We start from the raw sequence: 21615 nt of genomic DNA, 5'->3' as shown, positions 1-21615 counted from the left end.
GGCCGATACGCACCGGGTCCGCACGGCACCGCGTCCGATGTGCCGCATCCCCCCGGTCCGGAAAATACTTGGCCGTCCGGCGACGGATTTTCCGCTGACCGACGTTCAACACGAGTACGCATCGCGAGAGTACTCGTCATGGACCACCCGAACGACATCACACCGGCCGCCATCGCGCTGAACCGCTTCGGTCTCGGCGCGCGCGCCGACGAAGCGCCGCCGGCGGACCCGAAGGCAGCGCTCGTCGCGCAATTCGACCGTTACGACGCACGGCCGGCCGCATGGGCCGGCGAACCGGACGCGGTCGCGCTCGCGACGCGCTTCGCGAACGCGCGCAATGCGATGACGGCCAACGATCCGGCAACGAAGCGCGCGACCGAGCAGTCGATCCGGCGCGACGGCAACGACACGTATCGCAGCGCCGTCGTCGCGCGGACGAACAGTGCGCTGAATACGCCCGCACCGTTCGTCGAGCGGCTCGTGCATTTCTGGGCGAATCATTTCGCGGTATCGGTCGACAAGGGGCCGGTGGCGGCCTATGCGGGCGCGTTCGAACGCGACGCGATCCGCCCGCACGTGCTCGGCCGTTTCGAGGACATGCTGGTCGCCGTCGAACAGCATCCCGCGATGCAGCTTTTCCTCGACCAAGCACGCTCGGTCGGCCCCGACAGCCCGGCCGCGCTGCGTGCCGAAGCCCGCAATCCGTCGGCCAAACGCGGGCTGAACGAGAATCTCGCGCGCGAAATCATGGAGCTGCACACGCTCGGCGTACGCACGGGATACACGCAGGCCGACGTGACGGAATTCGCGCGTGCGCTGACCGGCTGGAGCATCGCCGGCGGGCGCGGCCCGCAGCCCGGCGATGCGGCGCCCGGTGCGTTCGTGTTTCGCCCGAATCTGCACGAGCCCGGCGTGCGGACCGTGATGGGGCGCAGCTACGACCAGCCGGGCGAAGCGCAGGCGCGCGCGATCCTGCACGACCTCGCGCACTCGGAGGCGACCGGCCGGCACATCGCGTTCCAGCTGGCCCGTCATTTCGTTGCCGACAATCCGCCGCCGGCGCTGACCGACCGGCTGGCGCGCGCGTTCGACGCAAGCGGCGGCGATCTGCCGACCGTCTATCGCGCGCTCGTCGATGCACCCGAGGCGTGGTCGCCGGTCAACCGCAAGTTCAAGACGCCGTGGGAGTGGGCCGTGTCGTCGCTGCGCGGGCTCGGCTGGCGCGACACGGGCGACCTGAAGGCCGCGCCGCTGCTCGCGCAGCTCGGCCAGCCGGTGTGGCGGCCCGGCTCGCCGGCCGGTTACGACGACATTGCCGCGAGCTGGGCCGCGCCCGATGCGCTCGTGCGTCGTGTCGAGCTTGCGCAGCGGCTGGCCGCCCGCACGGGCGACCGGCTCGACCCGCGCACGCTCGGCAACACGCTGCTCGCCGGTTCGTTGAGCGCGCCGACGGCGGCCGCGCTGTCGCGCGCCGAAAGCGCGACCACGTCGCTCGCGCTGCTGCTCGTCTCACCCGATTTCCAACGGAGATGACCATGGCACTGTCCCGCCGACAATTCCTGAGCGTGGCCGCCGCCGGCGCAGGCGCGATCCTCGTCGCGCCGCGGATCGTGTTCGCGAACGTCGAGACCGATCGCCGCTTCGTGTTCGTGATCCAGCGCGGCGCGGCCGACGGCCTGAACATCGTCGTGCCCTATGCCGAGCCCGCGTATGCGTCGCTGCGCGGCCCGCTCGCGATCGACACGTCGGCCGCGACGCGGCTCGACGGCACGTTCGCACTGCATCCGTCCCTCGTGCAGACCGCGCAGTTGTACCGCGACGGGCAGGCGCTGTTCGTTCATGCGATTGCGTCGCCGTATCGCGACCGCTCGCATTTCGACGGGCAGAACGTGCTCGAGACGGGTGGCCGCGCGCCGTACCAGGTGAAGGACGGCTGGCTGAACCGGCTCGCCGCGCTGCTGCCGGCCACGCGCGAAAGCGCGATCGCGTTCGCGCCGACCGTGCCGCTCGCGTTGCGCGGCACCGTGCAGGCCGCGTCGTACGCGCCGTCCGGTTTGCCGGCCGCGCCGGACGACCTGCTCGCACGCGTGTCGGCGCTCTACGAAGCCGACGCGCAGCTCGGCCCGTTGTGGCAGTCGGCGATGGACGCGCGCGGCCTCGCCGGCGATGCGCATGCGCGGCAGGATCCGGCGGGCGTCGGCAAGCTCGCCGCGACGTTCCTCGCGCGCGACGACGGCCCGCGCATCGCGATGATCGAGACGGGCGGCTGGGACACGCACAGTGCGCAGAACGCACGGCTCGCGAATCAGCTGAAGGCGCTCGACACGATGCTCGCCGCGCTGCGCGATGGCCTCGGGCCCGCGTGGCAGCAAACCACGGTGCTGGTCGCAACCGAGTTCGGCCGCACGGCGGCCGCGAACGGCACGGGCGGCACCGATCACGGGCAGGCGTCGGTTGCGATGCTGGCGGGCGGCGCGGTCGCAGGCGGCCGCGTGATTGCCGACTGGCCGGGGTTGCGGCCGGGCGACCTGTACGAAGGGCGCGACCTGAAACCGACCGCGTCGCTCGACGCGCTGATTTCGGGCGCCGCCGCCGACAGCCTGCGGCTCGATCCGCACCGTACCGCGTCCGCGCTGTTTGCGGAAAGCGGTGCGACGCGGCCGATGAGCGGGCTGATTCGCGGAACCGCGTGAGGCGCGGCGTTGCCGCGTCGGCAATGAATCCATCCACTACACAAAAGGGAGAATGCAAGACGATGAAGATCCGATCCGTTTCGCTCGCCATGCTGGTCGCGGCCAGTGCGGCGCTGATGTCCGCATGCGTGGTCGAACCCGTGCGGCCGCCGCAGCCGGCGCCCGTCGTCGAGGTGCCGCCGCCGATGCCGGCGCCGGGCTATCGCTGGGCGAGGGGGCATTACCGGTGGGCCGGCAATCACTGGGCATGGGTGCCCGGGCACTGGGTGGGCGTGTACTGATCGCGCGCGGTGTGACGTGCCGCGTGGCGCAGGTGCCGGGCAGCGTATTGAAATGCGACATGCGTTGACCTAAGCTTCGGGATCGCGGCCACGGGCATGTCCGTTTGCCCGTCACGGCGAGCCGATCCGCGGCCACCGTTTTCCTCGTTACGGCACCCCCATGAAAGCATGGCTCGTTGCGCTGGCGGTTGCGGCCGGCATGACCGGCGCGTACGCCGCGTCGTTCAACTGCGCGAAAGCCTCCACGTTCGTGGAGCGCGAAATCTGCACCCATCCGGCGTTGTCGCGTCTCGACGATGCGCTCAACGCGGATTACCAGCACGTCGTAGATGACTTCGCCAACTACCCGGTCGAGGATCCGCCCGAATATCACCGGTTCATCGCCAGCCAGAAGGCGTGGCTGAAGGCGCGCAACCGCTGCACGACGACGCAGTGCCTGATCGACAGCTACCGCAAGCGCATCGACGTGCTGTGCGGGCAGATCGACGTGCCGGCCGAAAGCGACCACGCGAAATGCCGTAGCAACGGCGGTCTCGGCGGGCTCGAACTCGCTCGCTGAACGCGGACGCGTCGCACGAGCCGCGCCCCGTCGGATCGGCGCACACCTACCACCCGATCCGGTGCTTCTCCTCCGTCTCGCGATGCCGCCAGTCGTCGTCCGCGTGCAGGTACTGGCTCGTGGTCGTGAGCGACACGTGGCCGAGGTTGTCGCGCACGAGCCGCAGGTCGACGCGGCCGTCGGCCATGTGCGAGCCCGCGCTGTGGCGCAGCCAGTGCGCGGACGCCTGTTCGAGCACGCGCGCCTGCTGCTCGCCGGCTTCGCCGTTCGCGCGCAGCCGGTCGGCCGCGTGCCGGAACACCTGCTTCACGATCCGGTGCAGCGCGGCGCGCGTGAGCGGCTTGCGCGCGCGGCCGACCGGCAGCACGAGCGGCGTGGCCTCGCCGTCGGACGGCCACGCGGGCAGGCCGTGCGCGCGCCGGTAGCGCGACAGCTCGGCCATCATCTCGTCGGTGGCCGGCACGAGCCGCTGCCGGCCGCCTTTGCCCGTCACGTCGAGCCACCAGCGGTCGCACCCGTCCGCGTCGCGCCGGCAGAAGAACTGGCCCATCGTCGTGTCGGCCGCTTCGGTGATGCGCAGCCCGCCGAGATACAGCAGCGTGAACAGCCAGCGCGCGCGATCGGCATGGAAGCGTGCCCGCGCGTCGTCGCGCGGCATCGCGGCGATGGCATCCTTGACCGACTGCCACAGCGGCTGCCCGAGATGGCGCGTGACGCGCGGCGCGGGCCGGCGCTGCCGCTGGCGCGACAACGCGAGCGGATTGCCGGCGAGATAGCCGGCCTGCACGAGCCACGAGAACATCACGTTCAGGATCACCAGCGCCTGCCGTTGGCTGGCCGCCGACAGGGGCCCGTAGAACGGCCGCCAGCGCGGATCGTCGCGCGGATGCTTGCGCCCGCCGTTCGCACACCACAGCTCGGCCGGCGCGGGTGCGAGCAGGAACTGGCGGTAGACGACCAGATCTTCGTGCGTGAGCGACGACAGCGGCTTGCCGCAAGCGATCACGGCCCACAGCAGCAGGCGTTCGGCTTCCTTGCGGTAGTTCTGGAAGGTGGTCGGCGTATCGACGAAGCGGGCGAGCCACGCGCGCACCGCGTCCAGGTCGTTGGTCGCGGCAATCTGCGGATGCGCGCTGCTCGAGCGGTTGGTGCCCGAGCGTCCGTCGAGCGCGGCCGGCACGGTCAGCGCATCGATGGGCAGCGGGCGCAACGCGGTGTCGGACGGAACGGGTGAGGTCATGCGAAGCGGGGGGCGCTGCGCGGATCGTACGCACGTGAAAGGGCGGACGGACACAACGCGATCAGGCATGTCGGGAAGCGCCGATGGTACACGATCGCTTCGCTCAGCCGGCGGGATGTCGTTCGGCAACGTCCCGACGAGCATCGCCTGTCATGTGATGCCGATCAGCGCAAGAACCGCTGCATGGGCGACCCGCCGGCGACGACACGTGCGGCCGAACCGGAACACGGTAACGTGTCGACTTGCGCGCGATATCCGTCGAAGGAACGTGGCGGATTGCTTTCTGTAAGCTATTTGTGAACTTTCTTGTCGTGGGGGCCTCTAATCGGCCCTTCAACGCTTCCAGAGGAACATCCGATGATTCGCCCATCCAGAACACTGCTCGGCGCGGCCGTCATTGCCGGCAGCACGCTCCTCGCCGGATGCCAGACCGATGCGGTCGCCACGCAGCCGAACGCGGTGCGCCCGGCGGACAGCAAGCCGGTGACCAGGACCGTGTATGTCGCGCCGCAATCGGCGCGCTGCACGGGCGTCGCGCCGATGGAGTGCCTGCAGGTGCGCAACAGCCCCAACGAGCCGTGGAGCCTGTGGTACGCCGGCATCGAAGGCTTCGCATACCAGCCCGGTTACCTGTACACGCTCGAAATCGACGAGTACCGCGTCGCGCAGCCGCCGGCCGACGGTTCGTCGATCCGCTGGGTGCTCAAGCGCGTCGTCGAGCGCCGCCAGGCGAACTGACGGCCGCGCTCACGCGGACGGGCGCGCGGCCGCGCGGGCCGGCGGCGCGGCCGTATCGATCCGCCGGAACACGACGGACGACAGCAGCGTCACCACGCCCATGCACGTGAACGACAGCATGAACCCGTGCGCCATCGAGCCCCAATAGGCGGCAAACAGGTTGACGAGGCCGCCGCCGATCGACACGCCAAGCCCCATCGCCAGCATCTGCATCATCGTGAACAGGCTGTTGCCGCTGCCGGCGTCGGCATGCGACAGCCCTTTCAACGTCACGCCGTTCATCGCCGCGAACTGCATCGAATTCGCCGCGCCGAACACGATCAGCAGCGCGCCTTCCAGCAGCGGCGCGGGCCGCGCCGACACCAGCGCGAACCCCGCGATCGCACACCCGACGATCCCCGTATTCACGACCAGAAATGCCGCATAGCCGAACCGCTTCACGAGCGGCGCGATCCAGCGTTTTGCGATGACGCCCGCGATCGCAGCCGGCAGCATCATCAGCCCCGACTGCAGCGGCGTATAGCCGAGCTGCACCTGCATCAGCAGCGGCAGCATGAACGGCACGGCGCTCGTGCCGATCCGGCACAGCAGGTTGCCGAGCAGCCCCGAGCCGAAGTTCGGCTCACGGAACAGCCCGAGCCGGAACAGCGGCTGCGCGCGGCGCCGCGCGTGCGGCAGATACGCAAGCGCGCTCGCCAGCCCGACCACGGCGAGCCCGGCCGCCCAGGCGGCTCGATGCGCGGGCATCGGCGGGTCGATCGCGAGCGACAGCGCGATCATCGCGACCGACAGCAGCGCACAGTCGACGAAGTCGAACGGCGGCGGCTGGTGCGCCTGGTCGTGCGGCAGGTAGCGCTGCACGGCGACGAAGCCGACCACGCCGACTGGCACGTTGACGATGAACACCCAGTGCCACGAGATCGCCTGCGTGAGCCAGCCGCCGAGCGTCGGCCCGACGATCGGGCCGAGCTGGCCGGCGATCGACACGAACGCGATCGCCGCGACGTACTGTTCGCCCGGCACACGGCGCAGCACGGCGAGCCGCCCGATCGGCAGCAGCATCGAGCCGCCGATGCCCTGCAGCGCACGCGCGGCGACGAGCTGGCCGAGCGTATGAGACGCCGCGCAGCCGATCGAGGCGAGCACGAACACGAGAATCGCGAGCGAGAACACGCGGCGCGTGCCGAACCGGTCGGCCAGCCACCCGGACGCCGGCGTGAGCATCGCCATCGTCAGCGTATAGACGACCACGACGGGCTGCATCGCGAGCGGCGACGCATGCAGGCTTTGGGCGATCGAAGGCAGGGCGGTGTTGACGATCGTCGTGTCGAGCGACTGCATGAAGAAGGCAGCGGCGACGATCCAGAGCAGCGCGGAGTGTGTGGGTTCCCGGGACATGGCGAAATCGGTGGGGCAAAGGCCGGCGCGGGAGGCGCCTGTGCGCGGTTGCGCGGCACCTGCCGGTCTCCAAGCGCACGATGGTACCGATTACGATGGTCATCGGGAAGCTGCCTGAAGGCGTTGACTGTCATCGGTATTGCCGATGACAATGCGCCATGCTCAATCCCGTCTGGCTCAACACGTTCGCGATCGTCACGAACTGCCGCAGCTTCACCGAAGCGGGCCGGCAGCTCGGGCTCAACCAGTCGAGCGTCAGCGAACACATCCGTCGTCTCGAGGAGAGCGTCGGCCGGCGGCTGTTCGTGCGCGACACGCATTCGATCGCGATGACGACCGACGGCGAGGCGCTGCTCGTGCATGCGAACGTGATCCTGCAGGCGCTGAACCGCGCGGAATCGCAGTTTCGCAAGCCGAGGCTCAAAGGGCGGGTGCGGCTGGGCGCGCCGGACGACCTCGCGCTCGTCGCGTTGCCGGACGTGCTCGCCGGGTTTCGCGCCGCGCACCCGGACGTCGCGCTGGAAATCACCACCGGCATGACGAGCCGGCTCTATGAAGGGCTGGACGCGGGCGCGCTCGACCTGATGATCGGCAAGCGGCGGCTCGGCGAACGGCGCGGCACGCCGCTCTTGCGCACGCGGCTCGAATGGGTCGCGCGGCTCGGCACCGTCGTCGATCCGGAACGGCCGCTGCCGCTCGTGCTGGTCGCCGAGCCGAGCGTGACGCGCGCGATCGTCCTGAACGCGCTCGCGGAGAAGGGGATCGGCTGGGAAGTCGTGTGTTCGAGCAGCAGCCAGCCGGGCTGCATCGCGGCGGCGCGCGCGGGGCTCGGCCTGACCGCGACGTCGCACTATCTGTCGACGCGCGGGCTCGCGCCGCTGGTCAACGGCGACGCGCTGCCGGTGCTGCCCGACATCGAATTCATCGCGCTGGCCGCGAAGCGGCTCAGCCAGCCGGCGCGCACGCTGCTCGAATTGCTCGAAGCGAGCGACCTGAGCACGCCGGGCGCGCACGCCTAGCCAACTCGCCGCGCACGCGGCGCCCGCATCCGGCGCCCGTGCGACGTGCGGTCACGCGGCCCGTTTCTGCGAAATTACGAGCAGCGCGCCGTTCTTGTCCTCCAGCACCGCGCGGTATTCGTGCGGCCCGGCCTGCACGGGCACGCGCACCGACGCGCCGGCCTTCACGACCCGCGCCATCGCCGCATACAGGTCGTCGTCCTCGTCGACGCGCAGTGTGAGCGCCGCGCGCTCGACGATCTGCTCGTCACCCGCGACCAGCGCGATCGTCAGCGGGCCGCCGTCGAGCGCGCAATAACGGTCGCCGTCGCGAAACTTCACGTTCAGGCCGAGTCCGTCGACGAACAGCGGCAGCGCCGTGTCGATGTCGTCGACCGGATACAGCAGCATCGATACCTTCATTCCCTCTCTCCGTTGTCGTTGGTCGGTGCGCGCCACGCGCCCGCCGTTCGATGCTAGCGCGCCGTCTGCGCGCTCACGCAGTCCGATCGGATGACGGTGAAACCCCTCTGTCCCCGCGGGCGCGCCGGTACTCCGAACAGACGATGCCCGCGTCCGTGCGCGCGCCGACACTTCCATTCGTGGACCGTCGCGCTTCGTCCGTATCGTGCGGGCGGCCTGCACGACCCCGACTCGTCCAACAACCATGGAGACGCACGCAATGAAGTTTTCCCTCATCTACGAAGCCCAGACCACCGACGCATCGCGCGAGGGCGACCACCGCGTATTCAAGGAGACGGTCGAACAGGCGCTGCTCGCCGAGCAGGTCGGCTTCGACACGATCTGGTGCGTCGAGCACACGTCGCTGACCAACTATGCGCACATGAGCGCGCCGGAAACCTTCCTTGCGTACCTGGCCGGCCGCACGACGCGCATCGGCCTCGGCCACGGCGTCGTGTGCCTGCCGCCGGCGATGAACCACCCGATCAAGGTCGCGGAGCGCGTCGCGCTGCTCGACATCCTGTCCGGCGGCCGCGTGCACTTCGGCGTCGGCAAGGGCGGCAGCCAGCAGGAAGCCGGCGCGTTCGGCTACGACCTCGACGAACTGCAGCCGATGATCGACGAATCGATGTACCTCGTGCCGAAGATGTTCGTGCAGGACGAGATCGAGCACGACGGCAAGTACATCAAGATTCCGAAGCGTCCGATCCATCCGAAGCCGTTCCAGGATCCGCATCCGCCGATGTACCTCGCGTGTACCAACACCGACGCGCTGCTGCGTGCCGGCCAGCGCGGGATGGGCGCGCTGGTGCTCGGCTTCGGCGGCCCCGACGAAGTCGCGAAGAAGAATGCCGTGTATCGCGAAGCGTGGGCGAACCGCAAGCCGGAGGACCAGGTCGGCTTCCGCCCGACCCAGCACCTTGCCGCGCTGTGCCCGACGGTCGTGATGGCCGACGGCCAGGCCGCCCGCAAGATCGGCATCCGCGGCCAGCGCTACTTCATGGAATCGCTCGCGTACTGGTACACGGGCGGCGAGCGTCCGGACCCGGCGAAGTGGGGCGACGACCTCGTGCAGGCCGACACCGGCGAGATGGTGATCCGCTCGCGCTTCGCGTCGGAGGAAGTCGTCGTGAACTTCGCCGACCCGGCGCTCGCGATGATGAACCCGAACCACGCGTACGGCACGGTGGACGACTGCATCGGCTATGTCGGCCGCCTGCAGGAAGCCGGCGTCGACGAAGTGCTGTTCCTGTGCCAGATGGGCACGGTGCCGCACGACGCTCAGATGGAGACGATCCGCAACATCGGCGAGCACGTGATCCCGTTCTTCAACCGCGAGAAGGCGCGCGCCTGCGCGTGATGCACCGGGCCGCGCCCGTCGTCCGGTCGGACGATGCGGCGCGCTCGCGCGAAGCCGACCATCGGTGGTGGCGAGCATCGCCCGCGGCCAGGCCGCGCCGGACAACTTTGAACGAGAGCGGGGCCCGCGCCGCGGCGCATCACCCGCTTCACAGGAGACATTCGTGCATCGCGACAACGATTCGAACGCACTGGCCGCCACGCTGATCGCCCGGGCCGAGGCACTGGCGCCGACGCTGGCCGGCCGCGCCGCGCAGGCGGACGCGCAGGGCCGCATCCCGGCCGAGACGATCGCCGACATGCAGGCCGCCGGCTTCTTCAAGGTGCTGCAGCCGAAGCGCTACGGCGGCTACGAGCTCGATCCGCAGGCGTTCTTCGACATCCAGATGGCGCTCGCGCGCGGCTGCATGTCGACCGCGTGGGTGTACGGCGTCGTCGGCGTGCACAACTGGCAGCTCGCGCTGTTCGACGAACGCGCGCAGCAGGACGTGTGGGGTAACGATCCGTCCACGCTGATCGCGTCGACCTACATGCCGGTGGGCCGCGTGACGCCGGTCGACGGCGGCTTCCGCCTGTCGGGCCACTGGAAGTTCTCGAGCGGCAGCGAACTGTGCGAATGGGTGTTCCTCGGTGCGCTGGTGCCGCCAGCCGTTGCCGGCCAGCCGCCCGAATACCGCACCTTCCTGCTGCCGAAAGCCGACTACCGGATCCAGCAGGACTGGGACGTGCTCGGCCTGCGCGCGACCGGCAGCCATGACATCGTCGTCGACGACGTGTTCGTGCCCGCGTACCGCACGCACAAGGCGATCGACGGGATGATGGGCACGAGCCCGGGCCTCACCGTCAACGACGCGCCGCTGTTCAAGCTGCCGTTCGCGCAGATCTTCGTGCGCGCGGTGTGCACGTCGTGCATCGGCGCGCTGCAGGGCGCGCTCGACGATTTCACCGGCTATGCGGCCACGCGCGTGTCGGCCAACAGCGGCGCGAAGACGACCGACGATCCGGGCGCGCAGAACGCCTGCGCGAACGCGGCCGTCGCGATCGACGAGATGCAGGTGCTGCTCAAGCGCAATTTCGCGGAACTGATGGCGTCCGTCACCGGGGGCCCGGCCGTGTCGATCGAGCGCCGCGTGCATTTCCGCTACCAGTCCGCGCAGGTCGCCGAGCGCTGCGCGCAGGCGGCGAACGCGTTGCTGCGCTACGCGGGCGGCAACGGCATCTATCACCGCAATCCGCTGGTGCGCCGCTTCCTCGACCTGCATGCGGCCCGCGCGCACTACGCGAACAACGTGGACCGTTTCGGCCAGAACCTCGGCGCCGTGATGCTCGGCCGCGAGAACACCGACTTCTTCATCTGACGAGGCCGCGATGAACGACCCGCAAGCACCGCAATACGTGTTCGACGTGGTGGTCGTCGGTTCGGGCGCGGGCGCGCTGCTCGCGGCGTGCCGCGCGGCCGACCGCGGCCTGTCCGTCGTCGTGATCGAGAAGACGGCGTTGTACGGCGGCACGTCGGCTGTTTCCGGCGGCGGCATCTGGGTGCCGTGCAACCACCACATCGCCGAACTCGGCGTGACCGATTCGCGCGAGGCCGCGCGCGGCTATATCGAAGCCTGCGTGGCCGGCGAATCGACGCCCGAGAAGATCGACACCTATCTCGACCGCGCGCCGGAGATGCTGCGCTACCTGGAAACGAAAACGCCGGTGCGTTACCAGTCGCTGCCGAAATACGCGGACTATTTCCAGAAGGTGCCGGGCGCGATGCCGGGCTACCGCGCGCTCGATCCGATGCCGTTCGACGGCGGGCTGCTCGGCGACGAACTCGACCGGCTGCGGCCGGCGTCGCCCGGCACGCTGATCGGCGGGCGCGTGGCGGTGACGTCGAAGGAGGCACATACGCTGTTCTCGCGCGGACCCGGCTTCATGAAGCTCGCGATCGCGCAGTTCGGCCGTTACTGGCTGGATCTCGGGATGCGCCGCCGCACGCGGCGCGACCGGCGACTGACACTCGGCAACGCGCTGATCGGCGGGCTGCGCCGTGCGCTGCTCGACCGTAACGTACCCGTGTGGCTCGACACGCCGATGCGCGACCTGCTCGACGTCGACGGCCGCGTGACCGGCGTGCGCGCGCAGCGCTTCGGGCAGCTCGTGACGATCGTCGCGCGGCATGGCGTGATCCTCGGCGCGGGCGGCTTCGAGCGCAACCAGCCGATGCGCGAGCGCTACCTGCCGCAGCCGACGCAGGCGCAGTGGAGCGCGACGCCGCCGGCCAACACCGGCGACGCGATCGCCGAAGGCCATCGGCTCGGCGGCGCGCTGGCGCTGATGGCGCACGTGTGGGGCGCGCCGACGGTCGGTGTCGCCGGCGAGGAGAAACAGCGCGCGCTGTTCGTCGAACGCAACCTGCCGGGCTGCGTGATCGTGAACCGCCTCGGCAAGCGCTTCGTCAACGAAGCCGCGCCGTATTCCGAATTCGTGCCGGCGATGTATCGCGACCATGCGCGCACCGGCGCGAACGTGCCGGCCTGGATGGTGTTCGACGCGCGGTTTCGCCGCAAATATCCGTGCGGGCCGATCATGCCGGCGTCGATGATGCCCGATTCACGGATTCCGGCCGCATTCCTCGACGTGATCGTGAAGGCCGACACGATCGACGCGCTGGCTGCGCGCATCGGCGTCGATGCCGCCGGCCTGCATGACACGCTGCGCGACATGGCGCGCTATGCGGCCACCGGGATCGACGAAGCGTTCGGCAAGGGCGACAACCTGTTCGACACGTACTACGGCGATCCGCGGAACCAACCGAACCCGTGCCTGGGGCCGGTCGACCAGGCGCCGTTCTACGCGGTGCGGATCGACGCGGGCGACATCGGCACGAAGGGCGGGCTCGTCACCGACGTGCATGCCCGCGTGCTGCGCGCCGACGGCGAGCCGATCGACGGCCTGTACGCGATCGGCAACACCAGCGCCTCGATGATGGGCGCGAGCTACCCCGGCGCGGGCTCGACGCTCGGTCCGGCGATGACCTTCGGGTATCTCGCCGCCGACCACCTGGCTGCGCGCGCGGCCGACGCCGGCGGCCAATCCGCCCGGCCCTCCACGACTGAACTTGACGGAGTCCAATGATGAGCGATCTCACCCCCCATCCGCTGCGCACCGACATGCTGCTCGCGATGCGCCGCCTCGCGCGCTCCGTCACGGTCATCAGCAGCGCGCACGACGGCCGGCGCTACTCGATGTCCGCGACGGCGGTCGATTCGCTGTCGACCGATCCGCCTTCGCTGCTGATCTGCATCAACCGCAGTGCGTCGCTGTATCCGCCGCTCGACGCGGGCGCCGGGTTCTGCGTGAACGTGTTGTCGGCGGCGCACGAAGGCATCGCGATCGACTGCAGCGGTCGCCTGAAGGGCGAGGCACGCTTCACGACCGGCGACTGGCACACGTCGACGCTCGGCGTGCCGTATTTGCGCGACGCGCAGGCGAGCCTCGTGTGCGAGCAGGACGGCCGCTTCGAATACGGCACGCACACGGTGTTCATCGGGCGTATCCGCGAGGTGCTGATGAGCGGAGACGTCGATCCGCTCGTCTATCTCGACGGCGCCTACACGACGCCCGGCGCGCCGGCGGCCCGTGCGGCCGCGTGACGTGGGGAGCCGGACATGAGCGATTCGCGCTTCCATCGGCTGACCGTGGCCGACGTGATTGCCGAAAGCGACGACGCGTGCTCGTTCGTGTTCGACGTGCCGGCCGCGTTGCGCGACGCCTTCGCGTACCGGCCCGGCCAGTTTCTGACGCTGAACGTGCCGTGCGCGGACGCCACCGTCACGCGCTGTTATTCGCTGTCGAGCGCGCCCGGCATCGATGCCGCGCCGAAGATCACCGTCAAGCGCGTGCGCGACGGCCGCGCGTCGAACTGGCTGTGCGACCGCGTGAAGGCGGGCGATGCGCTCGACGTGCTGCCGCCGGCCGGCGTGTTCACTCCGCGCTCGCTCGATGGCGACCTGCTGCTGTTCGCGGGCGGCAGCGGCATCACGCCGGTGCTGTCGATCCTGAAATCGGCGCTCGTGCACGGCCGCGGGATGCTGACGCTGATCTACGCGAACCGCGACGAACGCTCGGTGATTTTCCGAGCCGAGCTGCAGCAGCTCGCGCAGCGTCATCCGGGCCGCGTGCGCGTGATTCATTGGCTCGACAGCGTGCAGGGCATCCCGCCGCAACGCCATCTCGAGGAACTCGCGCGGCCGTTCAGCCAGCAGGAGACGTTCATCTGCGGGCCCGCGCTGTTCATGGAGAATGCGCTGGCCGCGATGCTCGGCCTCGGGCTGCCGCGTTCGCGGGTCCATGTCGAGCGTTTTGCATCGCTGCCCGATGCGCCGGCGCAGGCGTCGGCGTCGGCTGATACGACGGCGTCAACTGTCGCAGCGGCGGTCTCGGCATCCGGCGATGGCGCGTCGATCGAAACGGTGCTCGATGGCGATGCGTTCGCGTTCGACAGCGCCCCTGGAGAAACGCTGCTCGACGCGATGCTGCGCGCGGGCGTGCCGGCGCCGAATTCCTGCCGAATGGGGCAATGCGGCGCGTGCATGTGCCGGATCGAGCGCGGCGAGGTCGCGCTCGACAGCAACCACGTGCTCGATGACGACGAGATCGCGGCCGGCTGGACGCTCGCCTGTTGCGCGCGGCCCGCGAGCGACGCGCTGCGCGTCGTGTTTCCCGACTGAGCTGTCGCGCGCCGGCGGCGCGCACGGCCACCCTGATCTATGACGATGGACAACGAAATCCTGACCACGCCCGCGCTGATCGCCCGGGCAGCCGCGCGCCACGGCGCGCATCCGGCGATCGAGTCGGAGCATGGCCGGCTGACCTACGCGGAACTCGACGCGGCGCGCGTCGCCGCGGCCCGCGCGCTGCTCGCGAGCGGTATCGAGACAGGCGACCGCGTCGCGGTGTGGGCGCCGAACCTGCCGGAATGGATCGTCGCCGCGCTGGCGATCCACACCGTCGGCGCGATCCTCGTGCCGGTCAATACGCGGATGAAGGGGATGGAGGTGGGCGGCATCCTGCACGACGGCGGCGCACGGCTGCTGTTCTGCTGCGGCACCTTCCTCGGCGAATCCTATCCGGCGATGCTCGCGCCGCACCGGCCCGCGACGCTCGAGCGCGTCGTCGTGTTCGACGGCGAGCCGCCTTCAGGCGCGCGCGACGAGACCTGGAGCGCGTTCCTCGCGCGCGGCGCCGAGGTGCCGCTGGGCGCGGTGCGCGAACGCGAGGCGCAGGTCACGCCCGACACCGTGATGGACCTGATGTTCACGTCCGGCACGACGGGCCGCCCGAAGGGCGTGATGACCGCGCATGGCCAGAACCTGCGCGCCGCGCAGGCATGGGCGACGATCGCCGGCGTACGCGCCGACGACCGCTACCTGATCGTCAATCCGTTCTTCCACACGTTCGGCTACAAGGCCGGCTGGCTCGCCGCGCTGTCGAGCGGCGCGACCGTGCTGCCGCATCTCGTGTTCCAGCCGGCCGACGTGCTGCGGCGCGTCGCCGACGATCGCGTGTCGGTGCTGCCCGGCCCGCCGACGCTGTACTACGCGCTGCTCGACGCACCCGATCGCGCGACGCGCGACCTGTCGTCGCTGCGGATCGCGGTGACGGGCGCGGCGGCGATCGCGCCGAGCCTGATCGAGCGGATGCGCGCGGAGCTCGGCTTCGAGACGGTGCTGACCGGCTACGGGCTGACCGAATCGTGCGGCTTCGCGACGCTGTGCCGCCAAGGAGACGATGCGGAGACGGTTGCCTATACGTCGGGGCGTCCGATGCCGGACGTCGAATTGCGCATCGCGGGTGAAGGCGGTGAACCGCTCGGCCCGGAGGAAACTGGCGAAATCTGGGTGCGCGGCTACAACGTGATGCGCGGCTACTTCAACCAGCCGGACGCGACGCGCGAGACCGTCGACGCGGACGGCTGGCTGCATACGGGCGATCTCGGCTGCGTCGATGCGAACGGCAACCTGAAGATCACCGACCGTATCAAGGACATGTTCATCGTCGGCGGGTTCAACTGCTATCCGGCCGAGATCGAGCGCTTGCTCGCCGCGCATCCGGCGATCGCGCAGGTCGCGCTGGTCGGCGTGCCCGATACGCGGCTCGGCGAAGTCGGGCATGCATATGTCGTGCTGCGGCCGGGCGCGCATGCCGACGCCGACGCACTGAACGACTGGGCGCGCCGCAACATGGCGAACTACAAGGTGCCGCGGCATTTCACGTTCGTCGAGCAACTGCCGACGAGCGCGGCCGGGAAGGTGCTGAAGTACCGCCTGCGGGCAGGGATCGACGCGGCGGCCTGAGCGCCGATGCATCACATGAACGGGGTGAACGCATGAACGAGAACGGGTTTCCGCAGGGCGCGGTGCTGGTGTTCGGCGGCAGCGGCGGGATCGGGCAGGGTGTCGCGCTCGAGTTTGCGCGTGCCGGCGTGCCGGTCGCGCTGGGCTATCGGAGCAAGGCCGACGTGGCCGAGCGCGTCGCGCGCGATATTCGCGGCGAAGGTGTCGCGGCCACCACGCACGGCGTGGACGTGACCGATCCCGCCCAGGTCGAGGCCGCGCTCGCGGCGGCGATCGGCGCGCATGGCCGCGTGCACACGGTCGTCTGGGCGGCCGGGCCGTTCGTGAACCAGCGTCACATCGGCGACATGACGCACGACGACTGGCGCCGCGCGATCGACGTCGAGACGGTCGGCTTCTTCGTGGCGGCGAAGGCTGCGCTGCCGCACTTCCGCGCGTCGGGCGGCGGATCGTTCGTGACGCTAGGCTCGGCCGGGCACCTGCGCTGGCCGGATCGCGACGGACTGTCGGTCGCGCCGAAGGCGGCGAACGAGGCGCTGGTGAAAGGGCTGGCGCGCGAGGAAGGGCGTTACGACATTCGCGCGAATTCGATCCTGGTCGGCGTGATCGAGGCCGGGATGTTTCCGGTGCTGCTCGAACAGGGGCAGTTCGACCAGGCGTGGATCGACGAGACGCAGAAGATGCTCGCGCTCAAGCGCTGGGGGAAGGCGCACGACGTCGGGCGGGCGGCGGTGTTCCTGGCGTCGGACCGGGCCAATTACATCACCGGGCAGCAGTTGAATGTGTCAGGAGGGTATGGGTTGTAATTCGGCCGACCGAACGTGACGGGCTGGCCGCTCGTTGCGAGCGGCCTTTGCATTTCCGATTCGCCTGACGGCCCTGCTACCGATGCTCGATGTGTTGCACCTTCGCAAACACTTCCGGATAACGCTTTGCCGGGGTTTCCGGCCGGACTGAGGGAGCGCTCACAGCATTGCACCCGCTCCGCTCATCGCTGTTCCCCATGACCTTGTCGCGAAGCCGGATGTAGGGCTGTTCGACGAACCTGTATGTCAGATGTGCGAATGCGAAATAGAAGCCGGCGAGGGTGACATACAGGATGAGTGTCGTGCGATGACTTTCGATTGACCATCCGTATTTTGCAAACATGCCGAGCACCAGTGTCAGCATACAGATGTGTCCCAGGTAGAGGGAGTACGAAATCCGGCTGGTCCAGTTGATGAAACGATCCAGCAGACGACTGCCCGACGTGCGAATGGTCATCGCTGCGGGAAGCAACGCTGCGATGACGACGGACAGCATCGGGTATGCCATGGTGCGGACGATGGCGTTGGTGACGAGATAAGGCGCACCGCACGCGAAGTAGAGCGTCAGGGCGGCAAAAATCGGCAACGCAAATTTCCAGTGCGATGCAAGACGCGCAAACTGTTTCGGTCGTTCGATGCGGATATACGCAACGATTACCCCAATGAACAGGGAATCCAGCCGGCACAAGACGATGGATCGAACATGACGATCGACATCCGATAGCGACTGGGCATGCCAACCAAAAACGATCCTTGCGACAAGCGGGCCAACGATGAACACGGCGCACGTTGCGAGCATCGCACGTCCGTTCGACTTCAGCATGCCTGCGGCGGCGAGAAATACGCACGGGAGCAACAGGTAGAACCATTCCTCGACGGCCAGGCTCCACGAGTGCTCGAAGAATGGTCCTATCGGCCACGCCAGATTCTGGAGAAAGAGGAAGAACGGCCAGGCGACGTCGAGCGATGCCGGGCCGTGGTAGTCGAATCGTAGATAGACGAGCAGGAAGAAGGCATAGAGCGGGAGCGTGCGTGCCCAGCGGCGCTTCCAGAAATCAAGCACATCGCCAGGGGCCTTGAGCTTGCCCGCTTTCCGGGACCGGATCAGTACGCTGCCGATCAGGAACCCGCTCAGAACGTAAAAGATCTCTACGCCGATCGTTCCCTGTGCCGAGAAGTACCATCGCAGCCACGCCGGCGGCGCCCCGTGCGCCACGGTATGGCTGGCCAGAACGAGGAGGACCGCGAGCGCGCGCAGTATATCTAGCCCGAATACGCGCTGACTATTGGGGGGCGGAGCGGACTTCGTCATCGGTAACGTAGGTGGGTTGGACGCCGAAGTGTAAATCAACCTGGCGGTCAGAAACGCTGGGTCCCCAGAAGGAACTGCGATGCCATGACGATGCGGGTTCGCACCTGGATCGAACGCATGGCTGCATCCGGAAAACGTTGCCGGATCTGCACGGGAGGCGGTAGCAATGTCCGATTGCGGTCACCATGCCGCGATTCCGACCGACCGGTTCGGACTGTCGAATTCAGGGGGCAGGAATGCGCGAGTGGTGAATCGTTCCGATGGGTGCGACTGAATTGAATAGCCGCACCCGCGTCGCCGATCAGAGTTTGCGCATCACGCAACCAATATGGTCAGCGCGATCAGGGGAGAGCGTTTCGATCGTCGCCAGGCCCTCGATTTCACGGCAGATACTGAACGTCTCGCTTCGATTCGAGATCAGGAAATCGCGCCCGTCGACGTGGAAGTTCCATTGGTGGAAGCCTTCCCAGTTCTCGTTCAGCGCCTCGTTCGCCGCATGCTCGGTCGCAATGAAGCCACCGCGTTTCGTCACGGCGACCATTTGCCGAAACGCTTCGACCGGATTGTAGCTGTGGTCAAGCGTGTTTTTCGCATAGGTCAGGTCGAACGTGTTTGCCGGAAACATCGTGGTCAGGCATTCGCTTTCGCACTGCCGGGTTTTGATGAGGGGAAGCCCCGAGGGAAAATCCAGGCGGCTGTACAGATCGCCCAGCGCATCGACGGCGGTGATGTCCAGCGGCATGCCGTTCATCTTCTTGCCCAGCACCGTCATCGGGCCGGCGCCCACGTCGAGGATCTTCGGATTCGGAATGCCATTCAGCAGCTCGGCTATCCACGGATGTACTTCGGTATCGGGGTTGATGCGGAACTGAAAATCTTCCGGCCACGGACCGCCCTTCGTATCCAACCACTTCGACCAGAATTCGATTTCGTTATCGATTCCGCTAGACCACTGCAGTTTTTGCATTGTGTCCGTCCAGAGGGTATGGACGGTCGATTCTATCATCCGCCGGCAGGCTGTCATCGGTCGACGAAACTTCGGGCGATGCGGGGATCGGTGCGGTGTACTGACCGGCCGCTGCTCACACGACGACCCTTTCGCGCAGCATGCGTGAACCGGCATCCGTATTCCCCCTGACTTGCCGGTCACGCTTGTGTATCGGCCTCGCACGCGCCCTGTGCGAGGTCACACCTTTGCAACGTTTCTTCGAAGCATGCGGCCACACCCGATCGACGGTAGCGGAGGCGGATGTGCGCTGACGCCCGGCAGGCCTTGTTCGGCGTGCATCGCGATATCGATGCGTGCGCACACAATCGCGCGCTGCGGTGTCTCGTGCCGAATATCGATGCGTTCCTGAAACATTTCTCCCGATTCCGCCCTGCACGACGGCGAGCGTTTGGCTGCGACGCTTGCTGCGCGTCGATTGGCGTGGCATGGCACGTGCCTTGCGGTGGACCCGGTGCCGTCAGTGCAGACGAATCTCGCCAGAACGATCAGGGCATCGGCGGCATGTAACGACATCGAAACAAACGGGGAATCGGATCGGGTCGCGGACGCCGCGCATGTCGTATCGGCCGTGCGCAAGAGGCAACGCGTTCCCGATTCGTCGAACAGCAAGCGTGCTTGCGAGGTGTCGTGCCGGGGTTCGCGTCACGCGTGGCGGCACAGGCCGCATGCGTTGGCGAGGCGCGCCCGGCACATGTCGGGGGAGGCGCCCGTGAAAATGACGGTGAACCAATGGGCAGCGGTCGTGGTGACGTGCGCTGCGAGCATGCATGTCGTTGCGCAGGAGATCTACCTGCAGGGCGGCACGCAGGGCGTCGGCATCGGCGCGGCCTTGAGTTTCAATTCGATGCTGGGCGCGCACGCGGACTTCAACGCGATCGATCTTTCGCATGACTTCACGGTGGCGGGCAATCGCTATCAGGACGACCTGAAGCTGCGCCAGGGCGGCCTGTACGCGGACATCTTTCCGTGGCGAGGTAGCGGCTTCCGCGCGACGCTCGGTCTGCGCTTCAACGACGACGATCTGCGCGGCGTATCGGTGCCGACCAACGGCACCTACGTGTTCGGCGGCAAGCACTATCCGGCGATGCCGGGGATGAACGCGGTGGCGGAAGCGCGCTATCCGACCGTGATGCCGTACTTCGGGATCGGCTACGGGCACCGGCCGGCGTCGAAGGGGCTGGGCTTCGTTGCGGACCTCGGCGTGGCGTACGGGATACCGAAATGTTCGTACACGCTGTCGCCGGAACTGGCGGCCGCGGCCGGGCCGGCGAAGAGCCAGATCCTGGCCTCGAGCGGGCTGGATTCGCTGCGGCAGGTGATGTCGCGCTATCGGTGGTACCCGGTGTTGCAGATCGGGATTTCGTATCGGTTCTGAGCGGTTGCGCTCCCGTTGCGTGTGCCTTCGACGGATGGGATGACTAGCCGATCGGCTGTCTTTCCCGTCGTACCGATCCAGCTTACCTTGCACCCAGCAGTTCGACGTGTCGGACGTGCGGCGCATGCCGAAAGGATTCACGCGGCCCGTTGCCGTTCGCCGAGGTCAACCACCGTCCTTCCTCTGTCAACGGATGTGATAGCAATGATTGCAATTGGCCGTTACGGCGCTATCATTGATATCAACCTGGATGGGGGAATCATGGCAAATCTACTGGTGCGTAACGTGGATGACAGTATCGTTCAGAGCCTGCGCGAGCAGGCTGCGGCAAATGGCAGGAGTGCCGAGGCCGAACACCGGGCCATTCTGGCCGCTGCGCTCGGCCGCCCGAAGCGAAAGACATTTGCGCAAGTGTTGATGAGCATGCCCGATGTGGGGGACGACGCGGATTTTCAACGTGTTCAGGATTCCGGCGAGGCCAGGCGTGTATTTGATTGATACGAATGTCATCAGCGAAATCAGGAAGGGCAAGCGAACCAACCGTGGCGTGCGGGCGTTCTTCGAGCAGGCCGCAGCGGATGCGAGTCCGCTTTATCTGTCCGTCGTAACGGTTGCTGAACTTCGCCGAGGCGTCGATCTGATTCGTCATCGCGGCGATCACCCACAGGCGTCCGCGCTCGAGGCATGGATGGCGACGATTCTCGCCGGCTATGCACCGAACATCCTGCCGGTCGACATCGAGATCAGCCAGATGTGGGGCCATTTGCGCGTGCCTGATCCGACGCATGAACTCGACAAGCTGATCGCGGCCACCGCGCTGATCAACGATCTCATCGTGGTGACGCGCAACATCGACGATTTCTCGCGCACCGGCGTGCGGTTGCTGAATCCGTTCGACTAGCCGCGCAGCGGTCATCGGGTGTCGGCCTCCGCATGCAGGCGTTTCGCAAGGCCGTCGAGCGACCCATCGGAACCGTTTCTTTCCACCTCGTATAATCGCGCGGAAAATCAATCAAAACGAACGGGGTCGCGATGACG

22 protein-coding genes are annotated in these 21615 nt (G+C 67.9%); 16 read left to right on the top strand and 6 right to left on the bottom strand.

Going from position 1 to position 21615, the window contains the following annotated elements; genetic code table 11:
• Positions 1 to 138 precede the first annotated feature (138 nt).
• From CFB41_RS25475 to CFB41_RS25460, 4 genes are all read left to right on the top strand, one after another.
• Entirely contained in the window at positions 139 to 1533 is a 1395-nt protein-coding gene (locus CFB41_RS25475) for a DUF1800 family protein (RefSeq protein ID WP_089458352.1), read from the top strand.
• Positions 1534 to 1535: 2 nt separating this feature from the next.
• A complete protein-coding gene (locus tag CFB41_RS25470; RefSeq protein ID WP_089458351.1) occupies positions 1536 to 2693 on the top strand; it encodes a DUF1501 domain-containing protein in 1158 nt (385 codons plus the stop codon).
• Between the two features lie 62 nt (positions 2694 to 2755).
• On the top strand, positions 2756 to 2974 hold the full coding sequence (locus CFB41_RS25465) for a YXWGXW repeat-containing protein (protein WP_089458350.1): 219 nt from the start codon (positions 2756 to 2758) through the stop codon (positions 2972 to 2974).
• Positions 2975 to 3134: 160 nt separating this feature from the next.
• Entirely contained in the window at positions 3135 to 3533 is a 399-nt protein-coding gene (locus CFB41_RS25460; protein WP_089458349.1) for a lysozyme inhibitor LprI family protein, read from the top strand.
• Between the two features lie 46 nt (positions 3534 to 3579).
• Here the strand turns inward: CFB41_RS25460 and CFB41_RS25455 are convergent, their stop codons facing one another.
• On the bottom strand, positions 3580 to 4773 hold the full coding sequence (locus CFB41_RS25455) for a tyrosine-type recombinase/integrase (protein WP_089458348.1): 1194 nt from the start codon (positions 4771 to 4773) through the stop codon (positions 3580 to 3582).
• 357 nt (positions 4774 to 5130) lie between these two features.
• Between CFB41_RS25455 and CFB41_RS25450 the strand changes: the two genes are divergently transcribed.
• Positions 5131 to 5511, top strand: a complete 381-nt coding sequence (locus CFB41_RS25450; protein WP_089458347.1) for a DUF4377 domain-containing protein — start codon at positions 5131 to 5133, stop codon at positions 5509 to 5511.
• Positions 5512 to 5520: 9 nt separating this feature from the next.
• Here the strand turns inward: CFB41_RS25450 and CFB41_RS25445 are convergent, their stop codons facing one another.
• Entirely contained in the window at positions 5521 to 6909 is a 1389-nt protein-coding gene (locus CFB41_RS25445) for a DHA2 family efflux MFS transporter permease subunit (RefSeq protein WP_089458346.1), read from the bottom strand.
• A gap of 158 nt (positions 6910 to 7067) precedes the next feature.
• Here CFB41_RS25445 and CFB41_RS25440 point away from each other — a divergent pair, with 158 nt between their 5' ends.
• Positions 7068 to 7928 carry a LysR family transcriptional regulator gene (locus tag CFB41_RS25440; RefSeq protein WP_089458345.1) on the top strand — a complete coding sequence of 287 codons (861 nt, stop codon included), beginning with the start codon at positions 7068 to 7070 and terminating at the stop codon, positions 7926 to 7928.
• A 51-nt stretch (positions 7929 to 7979) separates the two neighbouring features.
• Here the strand turns inward: CFB41_RS25440 and CFB41_RS25435 are convergent, their stop codons facing one another.
• Complete coding sequence (locus CFB41_RS25435) at positions 7980 to 8330, bottom strand: VOC family protein (protein ID WP_011355015.1); 351 nt, start codon at positions 8328 to 8330, stop codon at positions 7980 to 7982.
• A 259-nt stretch (positions 8331 to 8589) separates the two neighbouring features.
• Between CFB41_RS25435 and CFB41_RS25430 the strand changes: the two genes are divergently transcribed.
• The 7 genes from CFB41_RS25430 to CFB41_RS25395 all read left to right on the top strand — a co-directional run bounded on the left by CFB41_RS25430 (position 8590) and on the right by CFB41_RS25395 (position 16881).
• A complete protein-coding gene (locus tag CFB41_RS25430) occupies positions 8590 to 9729 on the top strand; it encodes an LLM class flavin-dependent oxidoreductase (RefSeq protein WP_089458988.1) in 1140 nt (379 codons plus the stop codon).
• Between the two features lie 163 nt (positions 9730 to 9892).
• Positions 9893 to 11086 carry an acyl-CoA dehydrogenase family protein gene (locus CFB41_RS25420; protein WP_089442342.1) on the top strand — a complete coding sequence of 398 codons (1194 nt, stop codon included), beginning with the start codon at positions 9893 to 9895 and terminating at the stop codon, positions 11084 to 11086.
• 10 nt (positions 11087 to 11096) lie between these two features.
• On the top strand, positions 11097 to 12854 hold the full coding sequence (locus tag CFB41_RS25415) for an FAD-dependent oxidoreductase (protein WP_089458344.1): 1758 nt from the start codon (positions 11097 to 11099) through the stop codon (positions 12852 to 12854).
• On the top strand, positions 12854 to 13372 hold the full coding sequence (locus tag CFB41_RS25410) for a flavin reductase family protein (RefSeq protein ID WP_089458987.1): 519 nt from the start codon (positions 12854 to 12856) through the stop codon (positions 13370 to 13372). Before CFB41_RS25415 ends, CFB41_RS25410 begins: the two co-directional genes overlap by 1 nt.
• 15 nt (positions 13373 to 13387) lie before the next feature.
• Positions 13388 to 14449, top strand: coding sequence for a ferredoxin--NADP reductase (locus tag CFB41_RS25405; RefSeq protein ID WP_089458343.1), 1062 nt, complete (start codon positions 13388 to 13390; stop codon positions 14447 to 14449).
• Positions 14450 to 14488: 39 nt separating this feature from the next.
• Positions 14489 to 16075 (top strand): FadD3 family acyl-CoA ligase, encoded by a 1587-nt coding sequence (locus CFB41_RS25400; protein WP_089458342.1) that lies wholly within the window; start codon positions 14489 to 14491, stop codon positions 16073 to 16075.
• Between the two features lie 32 nt (positions 16076 to 16107).
• Complete coding sequence (locus CFB41_RS25395) at positions 16108 to 16881, top strand: SDR family NAD(P)-dependent oxidoreductase (protein ID WP_089458341.1); 774 nt, start codon at positions 16108 to 16110, stop codon at positions 16879 to 16881.
• 76 nt (positions 16882 to 16957) lie between these two features.
• On the opposite strand, the gene CFB41_RS25390 is transcribed toward CFB41_RS25395, so the two are convergent.
• The 3 genes from CFB41_RS25390 to CFB41_RS37720 form a co-directional block, all read right to left on the bottom strand.
• Positions 16958 to 18193: an acyltransferase gene (locus CFB41_RS25390; protein ID WP_089458340.1), complete on the bottom strand. Its 1236-nt coding sequence runs from the start codon at positions 18191 to 18193 to the stop codon at positions 16958 to 16960.
• Between the two features lie 301 nt (positions 18194 to 18494).
• Positions 18495 to 19160, bottom strand: coding sequence for a class I SAM-dependent methyltransferase (locus CFB41_RS25385; RefSeq protein ID WP_179243736.1), 666 nt, complete (start codon positions 19158 to 19160; stop codon positions 18495 to 18497).
• Between the two features lie 219 nt (positions 19161 to 19379).
• Positions 19380 to 19811, bottom strand: a complete 432-nt coding sequence (locus CFB41_RS37720) for a hypothetical protein (protein ID WP_143330860.1) — start codon at positions 19809 to 19811, stop codon at positions 19380 to 19382.
• An 82-nt stretch (positions 19812 to 19893) separates the two neighbouring features.
• Here CFB41_RS37720 and CFB41_RS25380 point away from each other — a divergent pair, with 82 nt between their 5' ends.
• The 3 genes from CFB41_RS25380 to CFB41_RS25370 all read left to right on the top strand — a co-directional run bounded on the left by CFB41_RS25380 (position 19894) and on the right by CFB41_RS25370 (position 21478).
• Positions 19894 to 20577, top strand: a complete 684-nt coding sequence (locus CFB41_RS25380; protein ID WP_089458339.1) for a hypothetical protein — start codon at positions 19894 to 19896, stop codon at positions 20575 to 20577.
• A gap of 261 nt (positions 20578 to 20838) precedes the next feature.
• Positions 20839 to 21075 carry a DNA-binding protein gene (locus CFB41_RS25375; RefSeq protein ID WP_089442454.1) on the top strand — a complete coding sequence of 79 codons (237 nt, stop codon included), beginning with the start codon at positions 20839 to 20841 and terminating at the stop codon, positions 21073 to 21075.
• Positions 21062 to 21478, top strand: coding sequence for a type II toxin-antitoxin system VapC family toxin (locus CFB41_RS25370; protein ID WP_256941275.1), 417 nt, complete (start codon positions 21062 to 21064; stop codon positions 21476 to 21478). Before CFB41_RS25375 ends, CFB41_RS25370 begins: the two co-directional genes overlap by 14 nt.
• Positions 21479 to 21615 lie beyond the last annotated feature (137 nt).

This window comes from Burkholderia sp. AU33803 (assembly GCF_002223095.1).
Lineage (GTDB): Bacteria > Pseudomonadota > Gammaproteobacteria > Burkholderiales > Burkholderiaceae > Burkholderia.
Note: the sequence above shows the minus strand (reverse complement) of the source record. Positions and strands in the feature narration are given on the sequence as shown.

Bases quoted from the DNA above. Each gene is read 5' to 3' on its own strand.
- CFB41_RS25470 (WP_089458351.1), top strand. From the start codon at position 1,536: ATGGCACTGTCCCGCCGACAATTCCTGAGCGTGGCCGCCGCCGGCGCA.
- CFB41_RS25440 (WP_089458345.1), top strand. From the start codon at position 7,068: ATGCTCAATCCCGTCTGGCTCAACACGTTCGCGATCGTCACGAACTGC.
- CFB41_RS25390 (WP_089458340.1), bottom strand. From the start codon at position 18,193: ATGACGAAGTCCGCTCCGCCCCCCAATAGTCAGCGCGTATTCGGGCTA.
- CFB41_RS25380 (WP_089458339.1), top strand. From the start codon at position 19,894: ATGTCGGGGGAGGCGCCCGTGAAAATGACGGTGAACCAATGGGCAGCG.
- CFB41_RS25375 (WP_089442454.1), top strand. From the start codon at position 20,839: ATGGCAAATCTACTGGTGCGTAACGTGGATGACAGTATCGTTCAGAGC.
- CFB41_RS25410 (WP_089458987.1), top strand. From the start codon at position 12,854: ATGAGCGATCTCACCCCCCATCCGCTGCGCACCGACATGCTGCTCGCG.
- CFB41_RS25445 (WP_089458346.1), bottom strand. From the start codon at position 6,909: ATGTCCCGGGAACCCACACACTCCGCGCTGCTCTGGATCGTCGCCGCT.
- CFB41_RS25460 (WP_089458349.1), top strand. From the start codon at position 3,135: ATGAAAGCATGGCTCGTTGCGCTGGCGGTTGCGGCCGGCATGACCGGC.
- CFB41_RS25430 (WP_089458988.1), top strand. From the start codon at position 8,590: ATGAAGTTTTCCCTCATCTACGAAGCCCAGACCACCGACGCATCGCGC.
- CFB41_RS25435 (WP_011355015.1), bottom strand. From the start codon at position 8,330: ATGAAGGTATCGATGCTGCTGTATCCGGTCGACGACATCGACACGGCG.
- CFB41_RS25395 (WP_089458341.1), top strand. From the start codon at position 16,108: ATGAACGAGAACGGGTTTCCGCAGGGCGCGGTGCTGGTGTTCGGCGGC.
- CFB41_RS25385 (WP_179243736.1), bottom strand. From the start codon at position 19,160: ATGCAAAAACTGCAGTGGTCTAGCGGAATCGATAACGAAATCGAATTC.
- CFB41_RS25450 (WP_089458347.1), top strand. From the start codon at position 5,131: ATGATTCGCCCATCCAGAACACTGCTCGGCGCGGCCGTCATTGCCGGC.
- CFB41_RS25405 (WP_089458343.1), top strand. From the start codon at position 13,388: ATGAGCGATTCGCGCTTCCATCGGCTGACCGTGGCCGACGTGATTGCC.
- CFB41_RS25475 (WP_089458352.1), top strand. From the start codon at position 139: ATGGACCACCCGAACGACATCACACCGGCCGCCATCGCGCTGAACCGC.
- CFB41_RS25400 (WP_089458342.1), top strand. From the start codon at position 14,489: ATGACGATGGACAACGAAATCCTGACCACGCCCGCGCTGATCGCCCGG.
- CFB41_RS25455 (WP_089458348.1), bottom strand. From the start codon at position 4,773: ATGACCTCACCCGTTCCGTCCGACACCGCGTTGCGCCCGCTGCCCATC.
- CFB41_RS25465 (WP_089458350.1), top strand. From the start codon at position 2,756: ATGAAGATCCGATCCGTTTCGCTCGCCATGCTGGTCGCGGCCAGTGCG.
- CFB41_RS25415 (WP_089458344.1), top strand. From the start codon at position 11,097: ATGAACGACCCGCAAGCACCGCAATACGTGTTCGACGTGGTGGTCGTC.